The sequence below is a fragment of the Nocardiopsis oceani genome (genome assembly GCF_054777395.1).
The window spans coordinates 99,447-125,668 of sequence record NZ_BAAHAR010000004.1 but is presented as its reverse complement, the minus strand read 5'-3'; the positions used below and the strand labels follow the sequence as shown (position 1 = coordinate 125,668).

The window sequence follows — 26,222 nt, the reverse complement described above, 5'->3', positions numbered from 1 at the left end:
CGCGGCGGCCCACCCGCGCTTCCAGAGGCGGGCCGACACGTCGGCCTGGGCGGGGCCCGCCCCCAACGTACGGGTAGGGCGGTCCCTACCGTGAACTGGTGGGTCCGGCGGATGTCCCCGCCCGGGGCCGGCGTTCTAGCGTTGAGTCCATGATCACGCGGAACGTCCCGGGAAGGGCGCCGAGCACCTTGCTCCAGGCCCTCGCCAGCCCCAGGTACCTACTCACGTCCTGGCCCTGGCGGTCCCTGGCCTACACACTGACCACCCTGGTGGTCGGGGTCGTCCTGTTCTCCGTGGCGCTGCCCGTGTACGGGCCCTGGGCGCTCTTCGCCGGGATGCTGGGGACCGGTACCTCGAGTGGTCCGCTGGTGTTCTGGTTCTTCTTCGGCCTGTGCACGGTGCTCTGCTTCGCCCCGCTCGTCGCCATCCCCCTGGGCGTTTTGGAACGGCGCCGTCTCTACCTCGTCATGCCGGACGAGAACCGCAGCGGGCACCGTGCCCCGCCGGCCGGACTGTGGGGCTGGATCCACACCCGCTACTCCGAGGCCGCCACCTGGCGGGAAGTGGTCTATGCGGCGGCCATGTTCCCCATCTTCGGTCTCGTCTTCCTCCTGCTGGGGGCCCTGGCCTCCCTCACGCTCGTTCTCGCGCTCAGCCCATTCCTACTGCTGAACGAGAACGAACCCGCGATCTCCGTGGCCTGGGCCACCCTCACCACCCCGGCAGAGGCCGTGCCCCACGCCCTGGCCTCCCCGATCCTGGCCGCGCTGCTCCTCTACGCCTGCGGACTGATGTCCTACGGCCACGGCGTCATCGCCCGCGCCCTCCTGGTCGGCCCGCCCAAGGAGGAGCTGCGGGCCGAGCTCGACCAGGTCACCGAGTCCCGGGCCCGCCTGGTCAACGCCTTCGAGTACGAGCGCCGGAGGATCGAACGCGACCTGCACGACGGCGCCCAGCAGCGGCTCGTGGCGCTCAGCATGGACCTGGGTATGGCCCGCGTCGACCTCGAGGAGGGTTCACCGGCCGACAGCCGGGTAGCCGCGGCCCAAGGCAAGGCGGACGAGCTCATCGACGAACTCCGGGAATTGGTGCGCGGCATCCACCCGCGGGTGCTCACCGACCGCGGCCTACACGACGCCCTCCAGGAGCTGGCCGACCACTGCCCCGTCCCCGTCTCCGTCGAGACCGCGATCCCGCACCGGCTGCCCGCGCACGTGGAGGGCACCGCCTACTTCGTGGTGGCCGAAGCCCTGACCAACGTCTACAAGCACGCCGACGCCACCGCCGTCACCGTGCGCGCGCACCTCGCCCCGGCCGCCCCCGCCGCCGTCGGCACGCTCGCGGTCGAGGTCACCGACAACGGCGCCGGGGGAGCCGACCCCGGACGGGGTACCGGCCTCACCGGTCTCGGCGACCGGGTCGCCGTGATGGGCGGCACAATGGGACTCTCGAGCCCCGAAGGGGGGCCGACCCGGATTCGAGTGGAGCTGCCGTGCGGACCGATGCCCCAGAACCCGACGCCGTGACCCCGGTACCGACCGTGCTCGCCGAGGACGGCGTGCTGCTGCGCGAGGGGCTGGTGGGTGTGCTGGAGCGCTTCGGTTTCCCCGTGGTCGCCGCGGTGGAAGATGGCGACGCCCTGGTCGGGGCGGTGGGCGAGCACCGCCCCGAGCTGGTGGTCACCGACATCCGCATGCCCCCGGACTTCACTGACGAGGGCCTGCGCGCCGCCGTGCGGCTGCGCAGGGAGCACCCCGGGCTGGCCGTGGTGGCACTGAGCCAGTACGTGGAACTGAGCTACGCCACGGACCTGCTCGACTCCGGGGACGGCAAGGGCGTCGGTTACCTGCTCAAACAACGGGTGGGGGACGTGCGGGAGTTCGCTTCGGTACTGCGCCGGGTCGTGGAGGGCGCGACCTTCGTCGACCCCGAGGTCGTCCGGCAGCTGTTGCGCCGCAGCTCCGACCCGCTGGAGCGGCTGACCACCCGTGAGCGCCAGGTGCTCGAACTCATGGCCGAGGGCCACTCCAACGGGGCGATCGCCCGCAGGCTGGTGGTCAGCGACGCCGCGGTGGGCAAGCACGTGGGCAACATCCTGGCCAAACTGGACCTGCCGCCGGACGACGGCGTCCACCGCCGGGTCCAGGCCGTCCTCGCCCACCTGCGCGCCCAGTCGGGCTGAGGCGCGCACCGCGCCGGCCTCGCTTGCACCGCACAGACTCGGGGCGCACCGCGTCGGTGCGGTGCGCCCCGCCGAACCGGGCGCTCGGTCAGTCGCACATGCGCCAGTCGATGTACTCCACGGTCTCGTCGCCCATGACCCACGCGTCGTGCCCCGGCGGGATGTACACCACCTCTCCTTCGCTGAACTCCCGCTCCGTGCCGTCGTCCATCCGGCAGCGCAGCCTTCCGCTGACCATGAATCCGCTGTGCTGCAGCAGGCACAGGTCCACGCCAAGGAGCGAGCCGTTGTGCACGGACCAGTGCCACCCCGGCTGGAGGGTCATGCGGACGACGTCGCGGCCGCCGATACGGACGAACTCGGCGCGCCCGCGCCCGAAGTCCGCCGTGCGGAGGGGTGCGGAGAAGTCGTCGGACTCCGGGACTTCGGGGAGCTCCTCGTCCCAGGCCTGGACGGTGGACTGGTGGGCGATCCGGTCGTCGACCAGGTCCAGCATGGTCATGCTCACGACCGCGTTGCCGTCGGGGTACACGCACCTCTCGGTGTAGGCCGCGTGGTCGCCGTCGACGACGCACTGGAGCACCTCGTGCGTCATGTCCAACTCGTAGACCTGGTGCATGAGGTCCTCGATGGCTTTCCTGCCGTGCAGGACGGTGGGTGTGCTGGGCGGGGTTCGCCGGTCGATCATCTCCATCTCGGCGTCTTCGGTGAACAGTTGGGTGAGGGCGTCGGGGTCGCCCTCTTCGAGGGCCCTCCTGAATGCGGCGAGGTCGAAGCGTGCGCTGGGAGAGGACATGGCAGGTCTCCTTTCACACCGGACCCTCGTCCTGGCGGAAGGGGCCCGATGACCAGCGTCCTCCCGTTCCAGGTCTCGAGTCGCTCAAGATCGGGTCATGACTTGGTCGGTAGCGGGGCGTCGGGCGCCGGTGCCGGGCCATGGGGCCCGTGCACGGGGGTGCGGGGCGGGCCCGGAGGCGGCCCAAAGCGGGGCGTATCGTGGGTCGAGCCCTGCCAGACGGTGCGAGCCCCCGCGCAACCCCGGAGGAGACAGGATGCAGCCGACGGTCGCGGCCCCCGAGAGCGTCACCTGGAGAGTCCACCTCGACCGTTCGATGTGGGTGGCGGGGGTGCGGGCCCTGATGCTCCAGGCCCTGCACCCGATCGCCATGCAGGGAGTCTGGCAGCGCTCCGACTTCCGCACCGACCCCACCGGCCGCCTGCTGCGCACCGCCCACTTCATCGCGGTCACCACCTACGGCAGCCTGGCCGAGGCCGACACGCTGGGCGAGCACATCCGCCGCGTCCACCGCTCCCTGAGCTTCACCGACCCGGACACCGGCCGCCTGCACCGGGTCGACCAGCACGACTTGCTCGTGTGGGTGCACTGTGCCGAGGTCACGTCCTACCTGGAGACCTGCCACCGGGCCGGGCTGCCGCTCAGTACCTCGGATCTGGACCGCTACCTCGACGAGCAGGCGCACACCGCCACGTACGTGGGGCTGGCCCCCGACGACGTGCCCCGCAACGCCGCCGATATGCGTCGCTACCTGGCCGCCGTCCGGCCCGGCCTGCGCGTCACCCCCGAGGCCCGCCAGGCCGTGCGCTTCCTGCTGTGGCCCAAGGTGCCCGAGCAGCTCTCCTGGCTGGCCCCGCTCAAACCGCTCTGGTTCCCGGTGGGCGCCCTGTCCTACGCGACCCTCCCGGCCTGGGCCCGCCGCGCCTACGGGATGCTGCCCGAGTTCCCCGGCGGCGACGCGGCGGCCACCGCCGGCCTGCGGGCGCTGCGTTCGGGGCTCAACCGAGTGCCCGAGCGCTACTACAACCTGATCTTCGACGAGGCCACGGTGCACAGCGCGGACGAGGCGAAGAAGCGCCTGCTGGATGCCGGGTACGAGGTGGAGAACGGGTTCCGCGCCCTGCGCGGCCGCACGGTGTTCCGTTCCCCCGTCGGGACCGATTCCAGGGCACCCTCCGAGGCATGACCGTCCTCTCCGTGCCCGTTCCCGAACCGTGTGTGGCGGCCCGCGTGTACGGCGCGGATAGCGTGGCGGCGGGAGGGGTTGCCTTGAAGCGCAGGAAACTCAGGTACGGGCTGTTCATGGGGGCGTGTGTGCTGCTGTTCGCAGGCGCCCTGCCCGTCTACTACCTGTTCGGCACCGGATGGGCGGTGGCGATGTGCGTGGTCGCGTCGGTCCTCCCGCTGGTCGCCATGACGGTGGGCAGCATCGCCGACCCCGCCGACCCGCGCGACCGCGACAACAGGTACGGACCCAACGCCGAATAGTGCACCGACGAGCTCAGCCGGAGCTCTCGGACCCCGCCGCCGGTGGGGCGATGAGGCCGTCCACGACCACGTCGGCCAGTCGTTCGGCATCCGCGAGGCGCTCCTCCAAGGAGCGTTCGGGCCGTCCGCTGAGCCGGTCGACGAGGGGGCGTTGGGTGGACCCCGCTGCCGGGCCGATGACGGTGAAGTACATCAGCTCCACCGGTAGCGGACGCATCCGGCCCGCCGCGACCAGCCGGTCGACACTGGGCGACACCGCCGCCAGGGTGGGTTCGATATAGGAGCGGTACAGGTGGTCGAGGCGCTCGGACTCCTCGTGGAACTCGTCGGTCAGCGCGCGTCCGAGGAACGGTGTCTCCACCATCGCCCGGTAGAAGTGCCTGGCCACGGCGCGGAGCAGGGCCGCGTCATCGCCCTCGTGCCGGGCCATGACGGCGGCGCGTTCGCGGTCCTGGCGTTCCAGCACCCGGTCCACGGCCGCGCGCCAGAAGGCGGCCTTGGACCCGAAGCGGTCGTGGATGAAGTTGTGGCTGACACCGAGTCGGCGGGCCAGCTCCCGGGCCGAGGCCCCGTTGTAGCCCAGTTCCGCGAAGGCCATCAGCCCGCGCTCGAGAACGGTCTCCTCGTCGGGGGCGGAGGGCCCGTCGGGTCCCGGGCGCCCCGGCCGCCTGCCCGACCTCGGCTCCGCCATGATTCCGCCTTCCTGGAAAACCGGCCTTGACACCTGTCAGATATTACCTAATCTGACAGGTGTCAGGAGGAGGCGGTATGGCAGTGGAGCGAACACCCATGACGGACCACGCGGAGCGGGACACGGTGGCGAACTGGCCGAGCGGGCGCGGAACCCGCGAGGCGGTGGCGGAGCGGTTCGGGGCCGCCGACGCCGAACTGGCGGCCCGGGCCCTGACCACGGGGGACCCGCTCGCCGACGCGGTGGCCGAAGAGGTACGGGCCGGAGGCAGGCCGGTACGCGCGGCACTCCAACGGGGAATCCAACACGGCCTGTCGTCGCTGGACCACCCTCCCGAAGCAGTCGCCGCCCTCCTGACCCACACCGAGGCCCGCCCCGAATACGTCGACGACGCCCTTCTCGACCGCGCCTCGGCCTCCTACTTCGACGCGCCCCCTGAAGCCCAGCTCATCGCGCTGTCCGCAGGGTCCCTGGTTCGGGTCTACGAGTCACCGTCCATCGCCGAGGTCCTCGCCATGAGCGGGCGGCTCATCGACGCCGTGCCCCGGCGGATCGAGGACACCGGGCGCTGGGTGCTCACCGCCATGCTCCCGGGGGCGCTGCGCCCCGGCGCCCCCGGATACGCGGCCACCCTCCAGGTGCGGATGATGCACGCCCACATGCGGGTCATGGCCAGGCGGCGGGGCTATGACGAGGCGGACCTGGGCGTACCCATCAACCAGGTCGACCTGGCGCGCACCTGGATGGACTTCACACTGACCTCGCACCACGCCCTCGACGTGATGGGCTACGAAGCCGCCGAGGCAGACCGCGCCGACCAGTACAGGTACTGGTGGTACCTGGCCCACCTGCTCGGCATCGACCCGCGTCTGGTCGAGGGGGTCCAAGGGCCGGAGCGGGCCCGGATCAGGGACGACCTGCTGCAAGCCGTCACCGGTCCCCTCGTCCCCGAGGCCGGACAACTGGCCTACGCCACGCTGCGGTCCATCGCCGCCACCCTGAGGCAACTCGTCGGTGTCCCCGAGGCGCTGGGCGTCCCGGCGCTGCACGCGCTGTCCCGCCGCTTCCACGGCGACCGGCGGGGCGACGCACTGGGACTGAAGCGCTCGGCGGTCGCCGACGCCGTTCTCCCCTCGGGCATCGCCGCGATCAGGTCCCGCCACGCGCGGCTGCGCCGGAACCCCGGAGCTCTCCAAGAACGGCGGGCCAGCGCCATCGCCAAGGTCCGCGCCGACCTGGCGGCCGCCAGTCGGCCCGCGAGCCATGCGGAGGGGGCCGATCCCGACCGCCCGGTCCCCCGAGAACACTCGCGCAAGGGCTGAGGCTCCGGCGGGTGGCCCGGGCGGCCAGGGCCACCCGTGTGACCGCCACAGCGCGCGCGGCCGCGACAGCGGAAACGGGCCCGCGCCGAGGAGTTGCCCCGGCACGGGCCCGAGACGTCGTACGAACGTGTGGGGCTAGTGGAGAGCCTAGCGTTCCAGGACGCGGCGCAGGGCGGCCAGAACCAGTTCGGCCCGGTCCAGGCGGGCGTTGTGGCCCATGAGGCCGATCCGCCACACCGAAGCGGCATAGGGTCCCACCCCGGCGCCGATCTCCAGGCCGTAGTCGCGCAGCAGCCGCTCTCGGACCTTGCCCGAGTCCACACCGTCGGGGACGCGCACCGACGTCAGCTGCGGCAACCGGTGCCCCTCGGCGGCGAACAGCTCCAGACCCATCTCCTGCAGGCCCTCGCGCAGCCGGGTGCCGGCGGCCTCGTGCCGGGCCGCCACCTCGTCCGCGCCCTCCTCCTCGATGCGGGCCAGCGCAGCGTCCAGGGAAGCGACCATCGAGGTCGGTGCGGTGTGGTGGTAGGCGCGGCCGCCCGGGCCGCCGCGCACGTAGGCGCCCAACAGGCCGAGGTCGATGTACCACACGGGAGGGGCCTGCACCCGCCGCTCCCACGCGCGCTCGGAGAAGGTGAAGGGTGCCAGCCCGGGCGCGACACCCAGGCACTTCTGGGTACCGGAGTAGGCGATGTCCACCTGCCACGCGTCCAGCTCCATGGGCATGCCGCCCAACGAGGTGACGCAGTCGGCGATGAGCAGGGTGTCGTCGGAGCGCTCGCGCAGGGCGCGTCCTAGGGCACCGATGTCGCTGACCGCGCCGGTGGACGTCTCGGCGTGCACGGCGGCCACCAGGGTGGGGGAGGGGTGGGCGTCCAGGACCCGCTGGACGTCCACGGGCTGGCCCCACTCGTGGTCGACCCGGACCACCTCGGCGCCGTAGCGTCCGGCGACCTCGCACATGCGCTCGCCGAACAGCCCGTTGACCGCGACGACGACGGTGTCACCGTTGCGCACGGTGTTGGCGAAGGCCGTCTCCATGCCCAGGGATCCGGTGCCGGAGAGCGGGAGCGTGAGCGGGTTCTCGGTGCCCCACAGGGAACGCAGGCGCCCGCAGACGCGTTCCAGCAAGGCGATGAACTCGGGGTCCAGGTGACCAAGGAGGGGCGCCGCCAAACCCAGAGTCGCCTCCGGGTAGGGGTTGCTGGGCCCCGGACCCAACAGGGTGCGTTCGGTGACAGACATGGCCACACACTAGCCCGGGGGCGGGGCGGAAGGTGAAGCCGGGGCGCCCTGGGGGCGACGGGAATCGAGGCGGCGTGCGTAGTATTCCGGCGGACCCGTGTGCGTGTGGAGAGGAACACTGTTGACCGAGACGAACACCGGAGTGCACGTCGGCGCGGACACCGGCGGCGTACGGATGCTGCGGGTGGAGCACGACGACCCCCGTGTGGCGGGGCTGCTCGCCGGGCTCCTGGAGGAGTACACGGAACGCTACGGGGCCGAGGGCGCCGCGCACGAGCTCAGCCGCTACCCGGTCACCCAGTTCGTCGCCCCGCACGGGTGCTTGGTGCTGGCCGAGCTGGAGGGCGAGGTCGTCGCCGGGGGTGCCCTGCGCCCCTACCGCGCGGACCGCGCCCAGGAGCCGGACACCGTCGAGTTCAAGCGGATCTGGACCTCCGCGCGGCACCGGCGCCGGGGGTTGGGACGCCTGATCATGACCGCCCTGGAGGGTGCCGCTCGTGACCTCGGATACGGCAGGGTCATCCTGTTCACCGGACCCTCCCAGCCCGAGGCGGTCGCCCTGTACGAGCGGATCGGCTACCGCTGGGTTGATCCCGCCACCGTCGAGGACCTGCCCTACCCGAAGGCGATCCCCTTCGCGCACGATCTGCGGGACTGAACGAGCGTTATGGGGGCCGCTATATCCCTGGCACGGGCGAGGACATGCACCGCCCCGTACGATGGAACACACCGGCCGCCACCAGCGGTCACCGGTACAACCCACCTTTCGACGAACTCGATGAGGAGAGTCACGACGTGAGCGAGCAGCGGCGCCCCGAGGCCGAGACGAACGCCCCCGTGTTCAGTCCACGTAAGAACGGCCAGTCGCAGTCGGTCTCCGACGAGCTCGCCGCGTGGATGCGCACCGGGTGGGCCGACACCGAACTGCGCGACCTGGAGCCCATCGAGCAGGCCCAGCACACGGCCCGCCGCCGCGCGGCGCTCAGCGACGCCTTCCCCGGCGACCGCCTGGTGATCCCCGCCGGCCAGCTCGTGACCCGGTCCAACGACACCGAGTACCCTTTCCGGGCCGCCACCAACTACGCCTACCTCACCGGTGACACCACCGACGGCAACTGCCTGGTGTTCACCCCGCGGGCCGACGGCGGCCACGACGTGGTCCTCTACCTCAAACCGCGCTCCAGCCGCGACAACGGCGAGTTCTGGCTCGGCAGCTACGGCGAGCTGTGGACCGGCCGCCGCAACAGCCTTGGCGAGGCCGCCGACCTGCTGGGCGTGCCCACCGCCGACGTCCGCGGCCTTCAGGAGGCCCTGCGCGCGGACGCCGTCCAGACCCGTATCGTGCGCGGCCACGACGCCGAACTCGACGCCCTGGTCGACGAGCTGCGCGCGGACACCGACGACGAGGCCCGCGCCAAGTCCGCCCAGCTGGACCAGGACCTGGGCGTCACCCTGGCCGACCACCGACTGGTCAAGGACGAGTGGGAGGTCGCGCAGCTGCAGCTGGCCGTCGACGCCACCGTGCGCGGCTTCGGCGACGTCGCCAAGGCCCTGCCGCAGGCCCAGGACACCTCCGAGCGGTTCGTCGAGGGCACGTTCTTCCTGCGGGCCCGCGTGGAGGGCAACGACGTCGGCTACGGCACCATCGCCGCCTCCGGAGCCAACGCCACCACCCTGCACTGGACCCGCAACGACGGTCCGGTCCGCGAGGGCGACCTGCTGCTGCTGGACGCCGGCGTGGAGACCAACAGCCTCTACACCGCCGACATCACCCGCACCATGCCGATCTCCGGTACCTTCACGGACCTGCAGCGCAAGGTCTACGACCTGGTGTACAAGGCCCAGGAAGCCGGGATCGCCGCCGTGGCCCCGGGCCAGCCCTTCCGCGCCTTCCACCAGGCCTCCCAGCGGGTACTCGCCGAAGGCCTGATCGAGTGGGGCCTGCTGGAGGGCCCGGTCGACCGCGTGCTGGAGCTGGGTCTGCAGCGCCGCTACACCCTGCACGGCACCGGCCACATGCTCGGCCTGGACGTGCACGACTGCGCGGTCGCCCGTCAGGAGGCGCACCTGTACGGCGACCTGAAGCCGGGCATGGTGCTCACCGTCGAGCCCGGACTGTACTTCCAGCCCGACGACCTCACCGTCCCCGAGGAGCTGCGCGGTATCGGCGTGCGCATCGAGGACGACGTCCTGGTCACCGAGGAGGGCCGCACCGTGATGTCGGCCGGTCTGCCGCGCTCGTCCGCCGACGTGGAGACCTGGCTGGCCGAGCGCCTTCCGCGCTAACCGCCACCCTTATTCAGAGGCGGGCCGTCTCCCCGAGGTGGGAGGCGGCCCGCTCTCGTGTGATGCCCTGGTCACCGGGTCAGCGGAAGCGCACGAAGGACCGCAGCGGGGGTTCGTGGTCGTGCGCCTCCACGAACCCGAGGCTCTCGTAGAAGGCCCGCTGCCGGGCGTCGCCATCGGTGAGGAGCACCCGCTGGCGCACATGCTCATAAGCGGCGAAGAGCTCCGTCAACAGCCGTCCGCCCAGACCTCCCCGCTGCTCTCGGGGATGGACCAGCACGTCCTGGAGGTAGACGACGGTCGCGCCGTCCGAGATCGACCGGGCCAGTCCCACCAGCCGCCCGTCCCGGCGCGCGGCCACCACCCGGTGCGAACCGGCCACCGAACGCATCAACACCTCGGGCGCCTCGGTGTAGGCGGTCCACCCGACCGAGCCGTACAGCTCCACCACCTCCGCCTGACCCAGTTCCCCAGCCGTGCTCACCGACACCTGCACCTGCTCCACGTCCGGTACTCCTTCCACTCGCCACCGCCAGTCCGGAGTCTGCCAGGTACACGCGTATCCCGTTCACCCCCGGCACTTGGGTTTCTCCGGTATTTCCACCTACGGGTGGCGGCGCCTCGTTCACCGGGTGCCTTGGCGGCCTCGGATACGGTTCTGAGCAACCGATCCACGCGCGCGTGCCGCGCACCCGGCTTGTCCATCGGGGAGACGGCTTGACAGGTCACCCGATAGCGTCGGGGTGGCGTAGAAGGACCCAGGGAGAACGGGGGAGGGCTACTCGTGCGCGCGGAACGGCTGTGGCGCAGGAGCTTGCGGTTTCCCCGCCTCTTCCTGGCGGACCGGACCGTCCTGGTGCACGGTGACGTCGACCCGAGCCCGGACCCGAGGAAATCGCGCTATGAGGCCCGGGCCTTCGACACCAGGTCGCTGCGGCCCCTGGGCACGGCCTTCGAGGCGCAGGGTCCGGTGAACCTGGCCCGGTCGCCGGAGATCGAGGACTGGCCGAGTACCGTCCTGGTGCAGGCCTCACGGCGCTCGGTCAGTGTGCGCGATCCGCGTACGGGGAGCCCCGTCCTGGAGACCGATCTCGCGATCCCCGGTGAGCGGTGGCCCGACGACGTGGCCCTGCGGGTCCTGGACAAGGAAGCGGTCGTCTTCCTGTTCGGCGAGGACGGTGTCGGAGGTACCCGCTGGTGGGCGGTGGACCCGCACACCGGGTCGACCGTGCCCGACGTGGCGGTCACCAGTGACGTGCACGAACCGGGGGGCGAGCGCCTGTCGTTCGCGGGGGAGTACCTGGTCGCTCCCGGCCGGGACCCGGGGTTCGATCCGGTGATCCTCGCCGACTACGAACACCCCCGAGAGCGGGTGTACCGACTGGACGACGGTGAGTACCTGGGCGAGGTGGAGAGCCATACCGACTCCGAGACCGTGGCGGCGATGGTCGGGGGCCGTCCCCTGCTCGCGGTGGCCGGGCGTATCCACGCGCTGCCCGACCTGGACCTGGTCGCCGAACTCGGGGGGCCGCGCACCCTCACCTCCCTGGCCGAGTGGGACGGCGAGGCGGTCGCGGTCTACCAGCAGGAGGACGCCCGCCCCGACGGTCTGGGCGGCTGGTACCTGGACCGGCTGCGGGTGTGCCGACTGGACCGGCCCGGGCAGCCCGTGACGGAGGTCCGCGGCACCTGGCCGGGCGAGCTGGAGGACCTGGTGGCCGCCCCCGACGGGGTGATCGTGCTGGCCACCACCGAAGGCGTCCACGCCCTGCACGCGGATGCCTGAGTCAGGCGGTCAGCCACCCTCCGAGCAGTAGGGCGCCCACCACCGCCGCCACCGCGACGCCCGCGGTCACCAGCACCGTCGGCCAGGTGGCACGCACTCGCGGCAGTCGCCACACCAGGTACACGCCCAGGATCAGCAGCAGGGGAGCGGTCACCACGCCCGGCATGAGGGTGCGGGACAGGGCGCTCATGCCCAGGTGGCTCACGGCGTTGACGATGAGCACGAAGGCGAAGCAGACCAGGACCTCCGAACTCCACGCGGGCCGGGCCGACACCGCCACCACGGCCAGAACCAGCGCAGCACCGGTCAGCACGGCCACCGCAATCCCGTAGCCGACCTGGTCGCCGTGCACTGACGCGATCCAGGCGGGTGCGTGCGCTTCGGCCCAAGCCGGCAGGTCGCGCAGGTACTCCTCGGCGTTGTGCAGGGAGAACACCGCGACGGTGAGCCACCACAGACCGGCCAGGCCCCGCTGCGGGACCACGGCTCGTTCCGGTGCGGGCATCGTGTCCTTTCCCGCCCTACGCGGGGCGGTTCTCCTCGATCCAGTCGTCGATGGTCTCGAACCAGCCGTACAGCCACTGCTCGCGCTCCCGGTACTCCCGGGGGATGCGCTCCGCGGGCACGTGCCACCCGTGCATGACGATCTGCTTGTCCATCGGCAGCTCGCGCCACACGTCGCCCACGGTCACCATCCGGTCCAGGCCGGTGTGGCCCACGAACACCACGTCCGCGTCCGGTGCGGCGTCCAAGGCGGCGAACAGCCCGCCGGACTGCGGCGCCATGACGTTGCGCATCCCGCTGGCCCGCCGGGCCAGCGCCGAGGAGCCGTCCTCCCGGAGCCGGTCGATCCGCTTGCGCCTGCGCTCCGGGGTGAAATTGCCGCCCTCGGGGAAGATCACGAACGCGTCGTCGCCGTCCAGCCCCGCGGCCAGCTGGCCGACCTGCTCCCGAAGCCCCTCCGGCCGGGGGCCGCCCGCCTTCGTGAACGGCGAGGGCGCGATGAACCGGTTCGGCAGCCGGTTCAGCAGCACGTCGATCGCCGGGTCCCACTGCAGAGTGTCTTTCAGGACGATCCGGGTCTCCCGCTGAGCACGGTTGATCAGCGTGTGGATGAGGATGAACGAGTCGCCCGCGCCGGCGTGCCGACAGGCCACGATCAGCGGGCGGCCGGGCGCGACCGGCTCCCCGAAGACGTCGGTCTCCGGCCCGTCTCCCACACCCCGGATCCGCAGCCGCAGCACCCAGCGGGCCTGCCGGAACAGCACCCGCAGGAAGAAGCCGGTCAGCGCGTAGTGCGCGCGCTGGAAGCCGGGGGTGCGGATCCGCCAACCGAACCCGGAGGCCAACCACAGCACGAACAGCGACACCAGCGCCGCCGCGTCCCACAGCAGGTAGAAGACGAACATCCACAGCACGCGGGGGATCCGCAACCGCCCCGGCACCATGGAGACCAGCGCCAGCGCGATCAGGAGCCACAGCGGCATGGTGGAGAGCAGCAGGAAGCCGAGCACCACGACGCCAGGCGCGAGGAACACCCGCCGGACCCAGCGCGGCGGCAGGGGGATCACGTCCGGACCTTCGACAAATAGTCCCGGGAGGCGCGGTAGGACCGGTCGATCCGCCGAGGCGTCGTGTCCAGCCTCCGGAAGGAGAGCGGACTGTCGTCCCCGGCCAGCGAACCCCCGCTGGGCAGCACGTGCAGCCGGACACCCTCCGGCAGAGTCGCCAGATCCCGGGCGTAACGGTGGCGGCGCGCGATCTCGAAGGCCACCCTCGCCGTATCCACGGCGTTGGTCGGCACCGAGAGCGGCTCCTCCACCCGCCCCACCTGCAGCACGTACACCGTGCGCGCCCCGGCCCGCAGCGCGCCTTCGATCGGGATCGAGTTGACGATCCCGCCGTCCAGGAAGTGCTCGCCGTCGACCGGCGTGGGCGGCAGCAGCCCGGGTACCGAGGCCGAGGCCATGACCGCCTCGATCAGCGGGCCGGAGCTGAACCAGTGCTCCGCGGCGCGCTCGATGCTGGCCGCGACCACGCGCAGCGGCACCGCCAGTTCCTCGAACTGAGGGTTGGGCCCCAGAGCCGCCACGAGCAGGCGGCGCAGCGGTTCGGGAGAGTTCAGATGGGTCCGGGTGGTCACCAGGCGCCGGAGCTGGCGGCCGACCGGGTCCCCGAACACGGAGGTCGCGTCGTCCGAGGTCCAGGTGCGGGTGAGCCGTTCCACCGCCGCCAGCGTCGGGTCGGTGGCAAGCACCGCCCCGTTGATGGCGCCGATGGAGGCGCCCACCACCAGGTCCGGGGTGATCCCGGCCTCCAAGAGCGCCCGGATCATGCCCACCTCGACGGCGCCGCGCACACCGCCGCCGCCGAGGACGAAGGCCACCGGGCCCGTGTCACCGTGCCCGTTGGCCGGGCCTTCCGAGAAGTCCGTCACCGGGACAGTCTAGAAAACCGGCCGCACCCGAACGGCTCAGTCCTCGACGGTGTCCAGGACACGGAACTCCACGCCTGCTCTGGGCAGGCGCCGGATGAGCGCCTCACCCATGGCCACGGCGGTCGTCACCTGCCCCGAGGTCGGCGGCAGGTCGTCCTGCACCAGGCACAGCGCCGACTCCGCGAGCATCCCCGCGGTCGCCGCGTAGCCCGGCTCGCCGCCGGAGACCAGGGTGTACACGCGGCGGCCGCCACCAGAACCCGAGAAGTGCACGGTGAACCAGCCCTCCGCGAGCTCCTCCTCGCTGGGCCCCTCACCCGGGCCGCGCAGCGAGCGCAGCCGTTCGCGCAGCGGCGGCACCTGGGCCGCCGCCATGAGACCGGCCGCACCGCCGACCGCGCCCACCGCGCTGGCCAGCCGCAGGAAGGCGGCGTAGTGCCCGTACCTGAAGTCGGGCCCGTACCGCTCCAGCGCGGCCGCGGAGCGGACGACCACCTGCGGGTCCAGCGTGGGCAGCGGCGCGGTCCACCCGCGGGCCAGCCGGGTGCGGGGGCGACCTGAGCGGTCGATCCGGACCCGGCGCCCCTCGGGGACCCCCTCCAGGGCGCGCCGCTCCCGGGCGGCGGCCAGCATGCCGCCGGGATCGGCGAAGGCACCCAGCGCCGAGTGCAGGGTGCCCCCGGACGCGTTGGCCTTGGCCCGGACGAAGCCCTCGACGTGCAGCGGCACTCCCTCGGGCAGCTGGCCGACGGTGAACAGCACCCCGAGGTCGTGGGGGACGGAGTCGAACCCGCAGGCGTGCACGATCCGCGCCCCGGTGCTCTGGGCGGTCGCGTGGTGCTGGACGTACATCCGGTCCACGAAGGCGGGCTCGCCGCACAGGTCCACGTAGTCGGTTCCCTCGGCCGCGCAGGCCGCCACCACGGCCTCGCCGTACTCGCTGTAGGGGCCCACAGTGGTGGCGACCACCCGCGCGGACGCGGCCAGGTTCCGGATCGAAGCAGGATCGTCCGTGTCGGCCAGCAGCAGGTCCGGCAGCGGCCGGTCCGGGTCGATGTCGGCCAGCTCGGCGCGCACCGCTTCCAGCTTTTCCCTGTTGCGCCCGGCCAGGGCCCAGCGCAGTTCGCGCGGTGCGTTCGTCGCCAGGTACTCGGCGGTCAGCGCGCCGGTGTACCCGGTCGCGCCGAACAGGACGATGTCGTGCCCGCGTTCCAAGATGGTCCAGCCTCTCTGTGTTTTCCGTGCGCCGTGCCACAGTCTCGCAGGTGTGCACGGCGTTCCGTTTGGCCACCGGGGGTCCCCGGGTAAGGGGCCTCGGAACGGAATCCGTATCCGAGGGACAAAACATGACTGAGCTGGTCGACCTGCACGGCACGGCGATGGAGGAGTTCGACCGGAGGGTCGCCGGGGTGACCCTGACCGACTGGGCGCTCCCCACCCCCTGCGCCGAATGGGACGTGCACGACCTGGTCAACCACCTGACCGCCGAGCAGCTGTGGGTACCGCACCTGCTGGCCGGGAGCCGGATCGAGGAGGTCGGGGACCGGTTCGACGGCGACAACCTGGGCGAGGAACCGGCCGCCACCTGGACGGTCGCCTCCCGAGAGTCCCGCACTGCCTGGCTCGCCCCCTCCGCCCTGGAACAGACGGTGCACCTGTCCTTCGGTGATGTCCCTGGCCGCGAGTACCTGTGGCAGATGACCTTCGACCTGGCGGTACACGCCTGGGACCTGGCCCGCGCCACCGGCGCCGACGAGCGCCTCGACGCAGCCCTCGTCGAGGCGCTCTACACCTGGGTCAAGGCGAACGAGAAGGAGCTGGCGGGCAGCGGTCTGTTCGCCGAGCCCGTACCGGTCGGGGACGACGCGGACACCCAGACCAAGTTGCTGGCTCTGACCGGGCGGAAAGCCTAGGGCGTGTTCGGTGGATGCTGCCCGTCGCGAACAGGGCACTGCGCCGTAGGCGTCCGTTGAGGGTTGGTGGCGGGCGACGGGCAGAAGGTGCTGCGCCGTAGGCGTCCGTTGAGGGTTGGTGGCGGGCGACGGGCAGAAGGTGCTGCGCCGTAGGCGTCCGTTGAGGGTTGGTGGCGGGCGACGGGCAGAAGGTGCTGCGCCGTAGGCGTCCGTTGAGGGTTGGTGGCGGGCGACGGGCGGGCGTATCCAGTGGTGCTGGCACAAGGCCGAAGAAGGAGTTCCCCTACTGTGCACTGCCTCGCAAGCTCGGCAGCATCGCACAGCGGGGGCCCGCCCGGGTTTGGCTGTCGACTGAGAGATGCGCAGTGCAAGTACCGCTGGGGCGACGCGCAGCAGGGTATGTGTCCGCCGAATATGCCCTAGGGGCCGGATGGTTCCAGGGACCGGTCCTCAGGGGCGCATCCCCCGATAACGAAAACGGGCCGTGCGGTCCCGCCCCGAGAAGGGGAGGGGCACGCACGGCCCGTCCGCATGATGGCGTCGGCCTACCGGGTGACCGGGCTCTCACCGGAAACGCCGACCGGCTCGTTCTCAGGACCGGCCTCGGGGGCCCCGACCGCGGAACGCGGTGCGTGAGCGGTGACGATGCCCTGTTCGACGGCCATCTCACGGAGCAGGCGGGGCGCGCTCCACAGCGTCGGCGCCAGGATCAGGCCCACCGGAACCGCGGTCACCACGATGAAGGACTGCAGGGCCTCGACCCCGTTGTCACCCACGGTCAGGAGCGCCACGGCGGCGGCGCCCATGCCCACGCACCAGAACGCCCGCACCCACCAGAACGGCTCGCCCGAGTGCATGCTGGAAGACGAGATCGAGTACGACATCGCGTCCATCGTTGCCGCGAAGAAGACCAGCGTCACGGCCACCATGATCAGCGCCAGAACAGTGCTCAGCGGCAGGGCTTGGACGATCGACAGCGCCGCGGCGGGAAGGCCGTGTTCGGCGTAGGGCCCGGAGATCGCACCCGGGTCGCGCTGTTCCAGCCACAGGCCGCTGCCGCCCAGGGCGGTGAACCAGACGCCGGTGACGACGGCGGGCAGTACGGTCGCGCCCACGTAGATCTGCCGGACCGTACGCCCCTTGGAGATACGCGCGATGAAGATGGCCATGATGGGCGCGTAGCCGATGAACCAGCCGAAGAAGAAGACCGTCCAGTAGCCCAGCCACTCCTCGTCGCCGCGGAACAGCGTCATGGGCACGAATTCACGCACGTGTACCGCGCTGGACTGCAGGAACAGGTCCACGACGTAGGGCAGCGAGGACAGGCCGACGATGCTCACGATCAGCACCAGCGCGGCCCAGACGTTGATCCGGCTGAGCAGCTGGATGCCGCGGTTGAGTCCGCTGAGCACCGAGATCGTCGCCACTGCGGTCAGGCCCACGATGACCGCGACCTGGGTGCCGAAGCCGGACCCCATCCCGAACATCTCACTGCCGATGTAGGACACCTGCAGGCCGAGGAAGCCGATCGGCCCTACGGTCCCGGCGACCACCGCGACCACACAGGCGATGTCGGCGACGGTACCGATCCAGTGGGTCCGGACCCGTTCGCCCATGACCGGCCACAGCAGGGTGCGGGGGCGCAGTGGCATGCCCTTCTCCACACCGCGCATCATCACCAGGGTGGCCAGCGAGCCGCCGATCGCCCAGGCCGGGAAACCCCAGTGGACGAAGCTCTGCGCGAGCGCGTACGAGGCGCCCTCCATGCCCCCCGAGAGGTCACCGTACTGCGGCGGCGGGTCCACGTAGTGCGCGATGGGTTCAGCGGCCGCCCAGAAGACACCGCCGGCGGCAAGCAGGGTCGTCAGGACCATGGCGACCCACCGGAACCAGCTGAACCCGGGGGCCTCGTCGCCGCCCATGCGTACTCGCCCGTACCGGGAGAAGGCCAGGATGGTGGCGATGACCACGGTGGCCAGGAGCAGGATCTGCCAGAAGGCGCCGAACCAGTTGGCGGACCACGCGAACGCGGAGTCGACGGTCTCACCGACCCACTGCGGGGCCATCAGTGCTGCCAGGACGAACGCGACCAGGAGGCCGCAGGAGACCCCGATCACCCACGGGTCGGGGCGGCCGGTTGCGGGCACGCGTGTGCGCGCGGTGGAAGACATGAAGAAGGGGACTCTCCTCGAACGGGAATCGCCGACCGGGAATGGAACGTCCGGTCGGCGTGCTGCGCGGCGCGCCGGAAGGCGGTTCGGAGACAGGTGCGGGCGACGGCCACCGCGTCGACGCCGGAGCGGCTGGCGGTCCGTCGGGGAAGCCCCGTCGAACGTGGGGCGACCGAAAGATTCTACGTGCGCTTTCCCCAGCTGAGGCGGGCCCGCGGGCGTGTGTCTCACCACTCAGGGATGTGTCTGCACACTCCGTCGCCTACCGGGAACCGAGATCGCATCGACTATCCTCTGCGGTGGAATTCAGACCGATGGTCGGGCCGCCTCGGCACGGACTGTACGGTCACGGCCCGCCCGCTCACGGATGGGAATCATGACTGACCCGACCTCCGTCTCACCCGACCAGATCCGACACGTCGAGACCCCCGCCGGGCCGGTGGTCGGCAAGGTCCAGGACGGGGTCGTGCGGGTGCTCGGTGTCCCGTACGCCACGGCGGAGCGCTTCGCCCCGCCCGAACCCGTGGCGCCGTTCACGGAACCGTTCCACGCCACCCGGCCCGCGCCGGCCTCGCCGCAGCTGACCTCGCATGTGGTGTCCGCGGCCGTGGACGGCGTCTCCGTAGGCGTCCACGACGAGGACTGCCAGCGGCTCTCGGTGACCCTTCCGGCGGACATGGCCGAGGACGAGCGGCTCCCGGTCATGGTGTGGATCCACGGCGGCTCCTATGTCACGGGCGCCGGTGACATGGAGATCTTCGACCCGACCCGGCTCGTCACGGAACAGCGCGTCATCGTCGTCTCGGTCACCTACCGGCTGGGTGTGCTCGGCTACCTCCGGGTCGGCGAGAACGTTCCGGCCAACCTCGGCCTGTTGGACCAGGTCGCGGCGCTGCGGTGGGTGCGCGCCAACATCGAGGCCTTCGGGGGAGATCCCGAACAGGTCACCCTCTTCGGCCAGTCGGCGGGCGGCGACGCGGTCGCGCACCTGTTGATCAGCCGGGGTACCGAGGGCCTCATCCGGCGCGCGATCATCCAGAGCGCACCGCTGGGCATCGTGACCCGGCGCGCCCGCATGTCCGAGGCGATGGGCCGTGCCGTGGGAAGGCCGGACCCCGCCGCCCCCGCCAAAGAGATCGTCGCCCTGCAACGCCGGGCGAGCGAGGCCGCCAAACCGTTCGGGCTCCGCAGCGCGATGCCGTTCGGTACCCAGTACGGGCACGCGCCGCTGCCGCCCGAAGTCCACCGTGAACGGGCCTGGCGCGGCATGGCTCCGAAGGTCGACGTGCTCATCGGCGCGACCAGCGAGGAGACCGGACTCTTCGCCGAGTTCCTCTCGCCGGTCCAGAAGATCTCCGGGCTCCCGCTCGTGGGCCCCGCGCTCCGCCGGTTCCTGGTGTGGGCCACCACCTACCGCATCTACACCGGCCCCGTGAAGCGGTTCGTTCGGGGATACCGGAAGGGCGGGGGCAGGGCCACCCGGTACACGGTCACCTGGAAACCTGAGGGCAGTCCGTTCGGGGCCGCGCACATCATCGACATCCCGCTCCTGCTCGGAAACCGGGGCGCCTGGGAACACACCAAGATCGTCGGCCGGAGTACCTGGGAGGACATCGACCGGCGCGGCCGCGCGGTGCGCCGCCTGTGGGCGGACTTCGCCCGGACCGGCTCCGTCGCCCCGGACGTGGCCGGTGCGGCGTCCGACAGCGTGACCGTGCACCGCTCCTGAGGGAGCGCTCCGGGCCGCCCTTGGCACGTTGGTAGCTGGTTCAGGGGTTCGGCGGTTTCTGGCCGCGGGTGCACAGGAACGGGAAGAACCAGATGCGCATCCGGGGGTCGAGCATGAGCTCGTGGAAGCGCCTCAGTTCGTCGCCGGTGAAACCCTGGGCGCGCAGCGGTGCGTCGATCTGGCTGAGGTAAACGCTGTACAGCAGGCACCCGGTCGAGCCTCCGTAGGCGGTACTCGTGTGGCCCATGGTGTCGACGTTGGTGAGACCGGCCGCGATCATCTCGGAGTCGACACGGTGTCCCCAGGCGTAGTCCTGCCCGGCCGGTCGCGCGACCTGGTCGATACCGGTCGAGACGACCCGGTGGAACAGTTCCGCGTCAGCGGGTGAGGGGGCCGAGACCGGGTCCGTCGGCGGCCGGGTGAAGTCGCCGACGACGAGCCAGCCGCCGGGGGCGAGCGCGTCGACGAGCTCCGCGAGGATGTCGCGGCGGCGCTTGAGGTGCATCAGCAGCAGGCGGGTGTGGATGACGTCGAAGGGGCCGCTCTCCGGCAGGCCCTCGTTGACGTCGTGCCGGTGTACCCGCACCGCGTCGGGAGCGTGCAGGTGTGTGAGGTCGATGTCGACGGCGTGCACCTCGCCGCTGGGGCCGGTGCGCTCGGCGATCCAGCGCGCCATGGATCCGTTGCCCGAACCGAGGTCGAGGCAGCGCTGGCCCTCGCGCGCGGCCACGGTCTCGATGAATCCCCCGCTCAGGCCGTCGAGCAGTGCCGAGAGATGGGTGAGCTGCTTCTCTCCGAGGTCGGTGCCGGAGTCGAGCAGGTATTCGGTGGCCATCGGTTCCCCCGTTGGTGGTCCGGTTCGGTGTCGGGACCATCGTGCGTGCCGGGGCTTGCATGCAGCTTTCGTGGCGGGGTGAGGCCTCAGTGCGTGAGGAGGCGGGCCCGCACGTCGTCCGCCGCGGGCACACCGATGCGCTCGAGGATGTCCACCGCGCGGCGCCAGTGCGAACGGGCCCTGACGCGGTCCCCGAGGTCGTGGTGCACGTCGCCGATGCCCGTGTGGGCGTTGGCGTTGCAGTACTGGATGCCGCCGCTCTCGGCCTCGGCCAGGGCGTTGTGGTGGTGGGCGAGCGCCTCGTCGGGTGAGCCGTCGAGCCGGTACAGCTCACCGAGGGTGTTGTACGCGCTCGGTGAGATGAGGCGCTCGTTGGTGCTGGCCGCGACGGTGACGCAGTGCTCGGCGCAGGCGAAGGCCTCCTCGCGCCGACCGAGCTGCCAGTAGACGTGGGCGAGCGGGTGCACCCACGCCTCGATGAACCGGTTTCCGGTGTCCTGGGCCGTGGAGCGCGCGAACTCGAGATGGTGCAGCGCGCGCTCGGGCAGGTCGAGAGCCCTGTACACCCAACCGATGATCGCCTCGGCATCGATGCGCCGCCCCGGGGCATCGTCCCGGGAGAGGTCGAGTGCCTCGGTGAGGTGTTCCAGCGCGGCCTCGTTCTTGCCGAGCAAGTGGAGGAGGTGACCCAGGTAGGCGTGCGCAGGTACGAGCGAGGCCCTGCCCTCCTCCCCGAGCCCGGCGGAGCTGACCAGTACCTGGTGCAGGTGGTCGTACGCCTCGCGGAAGCGTCCCAAGTAGGCGCACATGACACCGAGCTGGATCTGCTGCAGGCGCTGTTCCCGCTCCAGGCCCGCCCGCTGGAAGCTGTCGTGGGCGCGGCGCATGTACTCCATGGCTTCGTCGAGCCTGCCGAGGCGCCGGTACACCGAACCCACGCAGCGGTTCCCCGTGGCCTCGATGACGGGGTCGCCCAGGCGGTGCGCCGCATCGAGGCCGATGCCGTACACCGTGAGCGCCTCGTCGTGGTGGCCCCGGAGGCTGAGGTGGCGGCGCAGCGCGGAGGCCAGGCCGGTCACGGTGCGCCAGTCGCCGATCCGTGCGGCCTGCTCGGTCGCCCGCACCAGGTTGGCCCGTTCTGCCTCCAACCACTGCGCGGCCTCCGTGCCGCTGGAGAACCGGGTCGCGCCCCCGGCCCGCGGGAGCGGTACGCCGACCGGCGGGGCGGCCCGGCCGTGCGCGGCCTCCGTCGCGACCGGCACGGTACTCAGATAGTGCTCGAACAGTCCGTTCACGGCGGAGTCCCGGTCGGCCTCCGTGTCCTGTGCCCGGCCCAGGTCGCAGGCGTGGGCGCGCAGCAGGTCGTGCATCCGGTAGCGGCCCCCGGCACCCTCTTCGATCAGGTGGGCGCGCGACAGCGCGCGCAGTACCGCCCTGGTCGTGGCGGCGTTCTCTCCGGTCAGCGCCGCGGCCGCCGCCACGTCGATGTCGTGGCCCGGGAACGAGCCGAGCAGGCGGAAGGCGCGGGCGGAGCCGGGGGAGAGCTGTTGGTAGGACCAGGAGAGGACCGAACGCACCGAAGCGGTCGGGTCGCCCCCGGCGTCGAGGACGTCCAAGGCGTGCTGCTCGTCGGCGAGTTCGGCGGCCAGTTCGCCGATCCCGTGCCGCGGACTCGCGTTGACCAGCTCAGCGGCCACGCGCAGCGCCAGCGGCAGTCGGGCGCACCGTTCGACCAGGTCGGCCACGGCACGGGGCTCGTGGTCCACCCGCGCCCCGATCAGCCCGCGCAGCAGGTCCACCGCCTCGGCGGACGGGAGGCGGTCGAGGGGGATCCGCCGTGCGCCCTCGCGGGCCACCAGCCCGGTGAGCGCGTCGCGGCTGGTGACCAGGACCAGGACGGACGGGCTTCCCGGAAGCAGCGACCGGACCTGCTCGGCCGTGCGCGCGTTGTCCAGCAGGAGCAGGATCCGCCGCCCTGCGACGAGGGTGCGGAACCGGGCTGCCCGCTCGTCGATCCCGCTGGGGATCGCCGCGCCGTCGACACCCAGCTCGCGAAGGAACCCGGCCAGCGCGTACTCCGGCTCCATGGGCGCCTGCGGCCCGAAGCCGCGCAGGTCCACGTACAGCTGCCCGTCGGGGAAGCGGTCGCGCACCCGGTGCGCCCAGCGCAGCGCCAACGCGGTCTTGCCCACGCCTCCGCTGCCGGCGATCACCGACACCGGCGCGGTCGGATCCTGGTCCAGAACGCCGTCCAAGACGCCCAGCTCCCCCTCCCTGCCGGTGAACCCGTGTGCGTCGTGCGGGAGCTGGGCCGGTGGCATCGCGCCCGGATGCGTGTGTTCGGCGTCCACGGCCCGGCCGGTGAGGACACACTGTTCGATGTGGCGCAGCTCCGGGCCGGGTTCCTGGCCGAGCGCGTCCACGAGCGCGCGCCGCACGGTGTGGTAGACGGCGAGCGCCCGGCCCGGCTGTCCGGAGCGGTGGAAGGCGACCATCAGCAACCCGTGCAGGTGTTCGTGCAGCGGGTTCTGGCGTACCTGTTCCACGAGCTCCCCGAGCACCGCGCTGTGCCGCCCGAGGGCCAGCTCCGCCGAGTAGAGCTCGTCGATCCCTGCCACGCGCCGTTCCTCGAGGCAGCGGGCCCGGTTCTCCAACAGGGCGGTGTCCGTGCCCTCGAACGGGCGCCCCCGCCACAGGTCCAGGCCCGCGCGGATCCGTTCGGCAGCGCGTCGGGGGTCCGTCGCGCGCACGGCCGCTCCCTCGTCGAGCAGCGACTCGAAGCGCTCCGCGTCCAGCTCGCCGGGGTACACGACGAGGCGGTAACCGCCGGGTTCGGATCGCAACCGCTCCGGCTCCGACAGCAGCCGCCGCAACCGGTGCACGTGCAGGTGCAGTCGGGAGGCCGCGCGTTCGTCGCGCGCCCCGCCCCACATCGCCTCGGACAGCACTTCCGCGGGTACCGGCGTGTTGGCGTGGGTCAGCAGCACACCGAAGAGCACGCGCTGGAGACGCCCCGCCATCGTCACCTCGTGACCGTCGTGCCGGATCCTCATCCGGCCGAAGACCTCGAACTCCATGCGGTTCCACCTCAGAGCCAGTATGCCCAGTTCAAGCCTAGATGAAGGGCACAACGGCGCAGACGGTCACCACACCGAGAATCAACGCCTGCACACGGTAGTTCCGGTACCACGGTGTCCCTGCCAGCTCCTCGGAGTCCTTCCGCCAGGTCGCCCTGCTCCAGGTGATGTCGGCGACCTTGGCCGGATCCGGCGCCTCGGTCGACAGGGAGATCACCACGAAGACGACCAGGCTCAGCAGGAACATGATCCCGGTCGCGTACAGGAACTGGATGTCGAAGAGTTCGAAGACCTCGCCGAGGAAGAACGCGAGCAGTCCGAACGGGACGATCGCCAGTGTCCACACCCCCGCCGGCGTCGAAGCGCGCCGCCAGAACAGCCCGCCGAGGAGCACCACCACCAGCGGCATCGTCACGTATCCGAGGAACGATTGGAAGTAGGCCACGATGCCGGTGAAGGTGGTGATCACCGGCGCCCACAGGGCGGCAGCCAGCATGAACACACCCACCAGCAACCGGCCGATGGTGAGCAGCTGCCGCTCGGTGAACTGCCGCCGGCGGGTCTTGACGAAGTCGTTGACCACCAGGCTGGCCGCACCGTTGAGCACCGAGTCGAGCGTGGACATCAGCGCGAAGATGAGCGCGGCGACGATCACCCCTCGGATCCCGACCGGCACGTACTCGAACACGAGCGCGGGCCACACCATGTCGCTGTCGGGCATCTCGTCGGGGCTGTAGATGCCCCGGCCGAGGACACCGGGGAAGATGAGGAAGACCAGCACCGGAAGCTGGAGGGCCCCGGCGAAGAGGGCGCCCCACCGTCCGTGGTCGATGTTCTTGGCCGCCAGGACCCTCTGGACCACGATGTGGTTGGTCACCCACACGTAGAACGACAGCCAGAGCGCCCCGGTGAAGATGCCCGGCCAGGGCAGGAAGTCGTCGCCTGGTGGCGGGGCCACGGTGAACCCGTCCTCGGGTGCCAGCTCGGGCAGGGCCGACCAGTTGAAGTCGAACTCGGCGAAGACGACGACGAAGAGCGCGGCGCCGGCGGCGAAGAGCACCACGCCCTGGATGGTGTCGGTGATCATCACCGACTTCAATCCGCCGACCAGCACGTAACCGCCGCCGAGCAGGGCGATCGTCGCGATGTGCACACCGAGCGGGACTTCGGGGAACAGCAGCGACAGGACCAGTGATCCCGCGAACATCGCGCCCGCGCTGTCGAGCAGCATGGCGGTGACGACAGTGAACCCGGAGAAGGCGTAGCGCGCCCGGCGGTCGTAGCGCCGTTCGAGGAACTCCGGCACCGTGGTGATCTTGGATTGGAGGTAGAAGGGCAGGATCAGCAGGGCGAAGACGAGCAGGACCACCGTGGCCATCCACTCGAAGTTCCACACGGAGATGCCCGTCTCGAACCCGGCACCGGCCAGTCCGAGGTACTGCGTCCCGCCGAACTGGGTCGCGAAGAGGGAGAACCCGACCACAGGCCAGACCATCGTGCGTCCGGCGAGGAAGTAGCTCTCGGTTCCCTCCTGTTTGCGTCCGACCCAGAGGGCGATGCCCACGATCGCCACCACGAAGGCGGCGACGACCACCATGTCCAGGGGAGCGAGCTCGAAATCCGGCACAGCTGCCTCCTAACGGCGGTCCTCGCGCTGATCTTCGCCGCCACTCCGCGGAGCTGGCTGTCCTCCCTGGGCACGGACGACCAGGACCGAACAGTGCGCGTCACGCGCGAGTCGCAGGGACAGGTCTCCCAAGACCCGTCGGTAGCCGGGTGTCCCACCTCGGGCCCCGACGACCAAGAGTCCCGTGCCGAGGTCCGCGGCGGTACGGATCACCGTCGCCTCGATCCGCCGAGCGAGGCGGACCTCGGCCCGGTCGAGTTCGAGCCCGCGGTCCGAGACCTCCGATGTCCGCCGTTCGACGAGCGCTTCACCCTGTTCGCGCAGCCGGTCCACTTGGGCCGGTGTCACGGTCGTGCCGGCCACGATCGGTTCCAGTGACTTGACGTGGACCAGGCTCAGGCTGGAGGCGGTGGCGCGTGCCAGCTCCACCGCGGTGCCGAGGGCCATGTCGGCCTCGGCTGAGCCGTCGTCCGCGACGAGGATGCTGGTGGGTAAGGAGAGCATCGAGGGACCTCCGGTCTTCGACGCGCGGTATCCGTGTGGCTCGCCTACGCCTGGCGACACCCTGGGGCAGACCGCGGCGTGTGCCTCACCCACTGCCCAGCCCCCGGCACGCAGTAACGCAAAGTTCCGATGA

Annotated in this window: 23 protein-coding genes; 10 read left to right on the top strand and 13 right to left on the bottom strand. The window is 71.3% G+C overall.

Annotated elements, in window-relative coordinates; translation table 11 throughout:
* Nucleotides 1-149: 149 nt before the first annotated feature.
* On the top strand, nucleotides 150-1,526 hold the full coding sequence (locus tag ACYVDG_RS03445) for a sensor histidine kinase (RefSeq protein WP_460746777.1): 1,377 nt from the start codon (nucleotides 150-152) through the stop codon (nucleotides 1,524-1,526).
* Nucleotides 1,493-2,182 (top strand): response regulator, encoded by a 690-nt coding sequence (locus tag ACYVDG_RS03440; protein WP_460746776.1) that lies wholly within the window; start codon nucleotides 1,493-1,495, stop codon nucleotides 2,180-2,182. The genes ACYVDG_RS03445 and ACYVDG_RS03440 overlap by 34 nt, the downstream gene beginning before the upstream one ends.
* An 88-nt stretch (nucleotides 2,183-2,270) precedes the next feature.
* Here ACYVDG_RS03440 and ACYVDG_RS03435 read toward each other — a convergent pair whose 3' ends face one another.
* On the bottom strand, nucleotides 2,271-2,978 hold the full coding sequence (locus ACYVDG_RS03435) for a nuclear transport factor 2 family protein (RefSeq protein WP_460746775.1): 708 nt from the start codon (nucleotides 2,976-2,978) through the stop codon (nucleotides 2,271-2,273).
* A 256-nt stretch (nucleotides 2,979-3,234) separates the two neighbouring features.
* Here ACYVDG_RS03435 and ACYVDG_RS03430 point away from each other — a divergent pair, with 256 nt between their 5' ends.
* Nucleotides 3,235-4,164 (top strand): oxygenase MpaB family protein, encoded by a 930-nt coding sequence (locus ACYVDG_RS03430; protein WP_460746774.1) that lies wholly within the window; start codon nucleotides 3,235-3,237, stop codon nucleotides 4,162-4,164.
* Nucleotides 4,165-4,247: 83 nt separating this feature from the next.
* A complete protein-coding gene (locus tag ACYVDG_RS03425) occupies nucleotides 4,248-4,466 on the top strand; it encodes a hypothetical protein (RefSeq protein WP_460746837.1) in 219 nt (72 codons plus the stop codon).
* A gap of 13 nt (nucleotides 4,467-4,479) precedes the next feature.
* Here ACYVDG_RS03425 and ACYVDG_RS03420 read toward each other — a convergent pair whose 3' ends face one another.
* Entirely contained in the window at nucleotides 4,480-5,157 is a 678-nt protein-coding gene (locus ACYVDG_RS03420) for a TetR/AcrR family transcriptional regulator (RefSeq protein WP_460746773.1), read from the bottom strand.
* Nucleotides 5,158-5,234: 77 nt separating this feature from the next.
* Between ACYVDG_RS03420 and ACYVDG_RS03415 the strand changes: the two genes are divergently transcribed.
* Nucleotides 5,235-6,479 (top strand): oxygenase MpaB family protein, encoded by a 1,245-nt coding sequence (locus ACYVDG_RS03415; RefSeq protein WP_460746772.1) that lies wholly within the window; start codon nucleotides 5,235-5,237, stop codon nucleotides 6,477-6,479.
* A gap of 147 nt (nucleotides 6,480-6,626) precedes the next feature.
* On the opposite strand, the gene ACYVDG_RS03410 is transcribed toward ACYVDG_RS03415, so the two are convergent.
* A complete protein-coding gene (locus ACYVDG_RS03410; RefSeq protein WP_460746771.1) occupies nucleotides 6,627-7,724 on the bottom strand; it encodes a pyridoxal-phosphate-dependent aminotransferase family protein in 1,098 nt (365 codons plus the stop codon).
* A gap of 121 nt (nucleotides 7,725-7,845) precedes the next feature.
* Here ACYVDG_RS03410 and ACYVDG_RS03405 point away from each other — a divergent pair, with 121 nt between their 5' ends.
* Together ACYVDG_RS03405 and ACYVDG_RS03400 are read left to right on the top strand one after the other, a co-directional pair.
* Nucleotides 7,846-8,382: a GNAT family N-acetyltransferase gene (locus tag ACYVDG_RS03405; protein ID WP_460746770.1), complete on the top strand. Its 537-nt coding sequence runs from the start codon at nucleotides 7,846-7,848 to the stop codon at nucleotides 8,380-8,382.
* A gap of 137 nt (nucleotides 8,383-8,519) precedes the next feature.
* Complete coding sequence (locus ACYVDG_RS03400) at nucleotides 8,520-10,010, top strand: aminopeptidase P family protein (RefSeq protein WP_460746769.1); 1,491 nt, start codon at nucleotides 8,520-8,522, stop codon at nucleotides 10,008-10,010.
* A gap of 79 nt (nucleotides 10,011-10,089) precedes the next feature.
* Here ACYVDG_RS03400 and ACYVDG_RS03395 read toward each other — a convergent pair whose 3' ends face one another.
* The gene (locus ACYVDG_RS03395) at nucleotides 10,090-10,515 is read right to left on the bottom strand and encodes a GNAT family N-acetyltransferase (RefSeq protein WP_460746768.1); all 426 of its coding nucleotides are present in this window, start codon (nucleotides 10,513-10,515) and stop codon (nucleotides 10,090-10,092) included.
* 309 nt (nucleotides 10,516-10,824) lie between these two features.
* On the opposite strand from ACYVDG_RS03395, the gene ACYVDG_RS03390 reads away from it, so the two are divergent.
* Nucleotides 10,825-11,796, top strand: a complete 972-nt coding sequence (locus tag ACYVDG_RS03390; RefSeq protein WP_460746767.1) for a hypothetical protein — start codon at nucleotides 10,825-10,827, stop codon at nucleotides 11,794-11,796.
* Between the two features lies 1 nt (nucleotide 11,797).
* Here the strand turns inward: ACYVDG_RS03390 and ACYVDG_RS03385 are convergent, their stop codons facing one another.
* From ACYVDG_RS03385 to ACYVDG_RS03370, 4 genes are read right to left on the bottom strand one after another with little or no spacing between them, the layout of a single operon-like run.
* The gene (locus ACYVDG_RS03385; RefSeq protein ID WP_460746766.1) at nucleotides 11,798-12,301 is read right to left on the bottom strand and encodes an HXXEE domain-containing protein; all 504 of its coding nucleotides are present in this window, start codon (nucleotides 12,299-12,301) and stop codon (nucleotides 11,798-11,800) included.
* A gap of 16 nt (nucleotides 12,302-12,317) precedes the next feature.
* Nucleotides 12,318-13,367: a 1-acyl-sn-glycerol-3-phosphate acyltransferase gene (locus ACYVDG_RS03380; protein WP_460746765.1), complete on the bottom strand. Its 1,050-nt coding sequence runs from the start codon at nucleotides 13,365-13,367 to the stop codon at nucleotides 12,318-12,320.
* Entirely contained in the window at nucleotides 13,364-14,233 is an 870-nt protein-coding gene (locus tag ACYVDG_RS03375; protein WP_460746764.1) for a patatin-like phospholipase family protein, read from the bottom strand. Before ACYVDG_RS03375 ends, ACYVDG_RS03380 begins: the two co-directional genes overlap by 4 nt.
* A gap of 36 nt (nucleotides 14,234-14,269) precedes the next feature.
* Nucleotides 14,270-15,448 carry a saccharopine dehydrogenase family protein gene (locus tag ACYVDG_RS03370; RefSeq protein ID WP_460746763.1) on the bottom strand — a complete coding sequence of 393 codons (1,179 nt, stop codon included), beginning with the start codon at nucleotides 15,446-15,448 and terminating at the stop codon, nucleotides 14,270-14,272.
* 131 nt (nucleotides 15,449-15,579) lie between these two features.
* Between ACYVDG_RS03370 and ACYVDG_RS03365 the strand changes: the two genes are divergently transcribed.
* Nucleotides 15,580-16,146 (top strand): TIGR03086 family metal-binding protein, encoded by a 567-nt coding sequence (locus tag ACYVDG_RS03365; RefSeq protein ID WP_460746762.1) that lies wholly within the window; start codon nucleotides 15,580-15,582, stop codon nucleotides 16,144-16,146.
* 545 nt (nucleotides 16,147-16,691) lie between these two features.
* Here ACYVDG_RS03365 and ACYVDG_RS03360 read toward each other — a convergent pair.
* Nucleotides 16,692-18,317 (bottom strand): BCCT family transporter, encoded by a 1,626-nt coding sequence (locus ACYVDG_RS03360; protein WP_460746761.1) that lies wholly within the window; start codon nucleotides 18,315-18,317, stop codon nucleotides 16,692-16,694.
* Between the two features lie 376 nt (nucleotides 18,318-18,693).
* On the opposite strand from ACYVDG_RS03360, the gene ACYVDG_RS03355 reads away from it, so the two are divergent.
* Nucleotides 18,694-20,046 (top strand): carboxylesterase family protein, encoded by a 1,353-nt coding sequence (locus ACYVDG_RS03355; RefSeq protein WP_460746760.1) that lies wholly within the window; start codon nucleotides 18,694-18,696, stop codon nucleotides 20,044-20,046.
* Nucleotides 20,047-20,086: 40 nt separating this feature from the next.
* Here the strand turns inward: ACYVDG_RS03355 and ACYVDG_RS03350 are convergent, their stop codons facing one another.
* The 4 genes from ACYVDG_RS03350 to ACYVDG_RS03335 all read right to left on the bottom strand — a co-directional run bounded on the left by ACYVDG_RS03350 (nucleotide 20,087) and on the right by ACYVDG_RS03335 (nucleotide 26,089).
* Complete coding sequence (locus ACYVDG_RS03350; RefSeq protein ID WP_460746759.1) at nucleotides 20,087-20,881, bottom strand: class I SAM-dependent methyltransferase; 795 nt, start codon at nucleotides 20,879-20,881, stop codon at nucleotides 20,087-20,089.
* An 86-nt stretch (nucleotides 20,882-20,967) separates the two neighbouring features.
* The gene (locus ACYVDG_RS03345; protein ID WP_460746758.1) at nucleotides 20,968-23,958 is read right to left on the bottom strand and encodes an AfsR/SARP family transcriptional regulator; all 2,991 of its coding nucleotides are present in this window, start codon (nucleotides 23,956-23,958) and stop codon (nucleotides 20,968-20,970) included.
* Nucleotides 23,959-23,995: 37 nt separating this feature from the next.
* Complete coding sequence (locus tag ACYVDG_RS03340; protein ID WP_460746757.1) at nucleotides 23,996-25,585, bottom strand: sodium:solute symporter family transporter; 1,590 nt, start codon at nucleotides 25,583-25,585, stop codon at nucleotides 23,996-23,998.
* A 9-nt stretch (nucleotides 25,586-25,594) separates the two neighbouring features.
* Entirely contained in the window at nucleotides 25,595-26,089 is a 495-nt protein-coding gene (locus ACYVDG_RS03335) for a universal stress protein (protein ID WP_460746756.1), read from the bottom strand.
* Between the last annotated feature and the right edge of the window lie 133 nt (nucleotides 26,090-26,222).

Coding starts and splice junctions, on each gene's coding strand:
- ACYVDG_RS03420 (WP_460746773.1), bottom strand. CDS start 5,157: ATGGCGGAGCCGAGGTCGGGCAGGCGGCCGGGGCGCCCGGGACCCGAC.
- ACYVDG_RS03430 (WP_460746774.1), top strand. CDS start 3,235: ATGCAGCCGACGGTCGCGGCCCCCGAGAGCGTCACCTGGAGAGTCCAC.
- ACYVDG_RS03435 (WP_460746775.1), bottom strand. CDS start 2,978: ATGTCCTCTCCCAGCGCACGCTTCGACCTCGCCGCATTCAGGAGGGCC.
- ACYVDG_RS03410 (WP_460746771.1), bottom strand. CDS start 7,724: ATGTCTGTCACCGAACGCACCCTGTTGGGTCCGGGGCCCAGCAACCCC.
- ACYVDG_RS03335 (WP_460746756.1), bottom strand. CDS start 26,089: ATGCTCTCCTTACCCACCAGCATCCTCGTCGCGGACGACGGCTCAGCC.
- ACYVDG_RS03385 (WP_460746766.1), bottom strand. CDS start 12,301: ATGCCCGCACCGGAACGAGCCGTGGTCCCGCAGCGGGGCCTGGCCGGT.
- ACYVDG_RS03365 (WP_460746762.1), top strand. CDS start 15,580: ATGACTGAGCTGGTCGACCTGCACGGCACGGCGATGGAGGAGTTCGAC.
- ACYVDG_RS03350 (WP_460746759.1), bottom strand. CDS start 20,881: ATGGCCACCGAATACCTGCTCGACTCCGGCACCGACCTCGGAGAGAAG.
- ACYVDG_RS03415 (WP_460746772.1), top strand. CDS start 5,235: ATGGCAGTGGAGCGAACACCCATGACGGACCACGCGGAGCGGGACACG.
- ACYVDG_RS03345 (WP_460746758.1), bottom strand. CDS start 23,958: ATGGAGTTCGAGGTCTTCGGCCGGATGAGGATCCGGCACGACGGTCAC.
- ACYVDG_RS03445 (WP_460746777.1), top strand. CDS start 150: ATGATCACGCGGAACGTCCCGGGAAGGGCGCCGAGCACCTTGCTCCAG.
- ACYVDG_RS03355 (WP_460746760.1), top strand. CDS start 18,694: ATGACTGACCCGACCTCCGTCTCACCCGACCAGATCCGACACGTCGAG.
- ACYVDG_RS03360 (WP_460746761.1), bottom strand. CDS start 18,317: ATGTCTTCCACCGCGCGCACACGCGTGCCCGCAACCGGCCGCCCCGAC.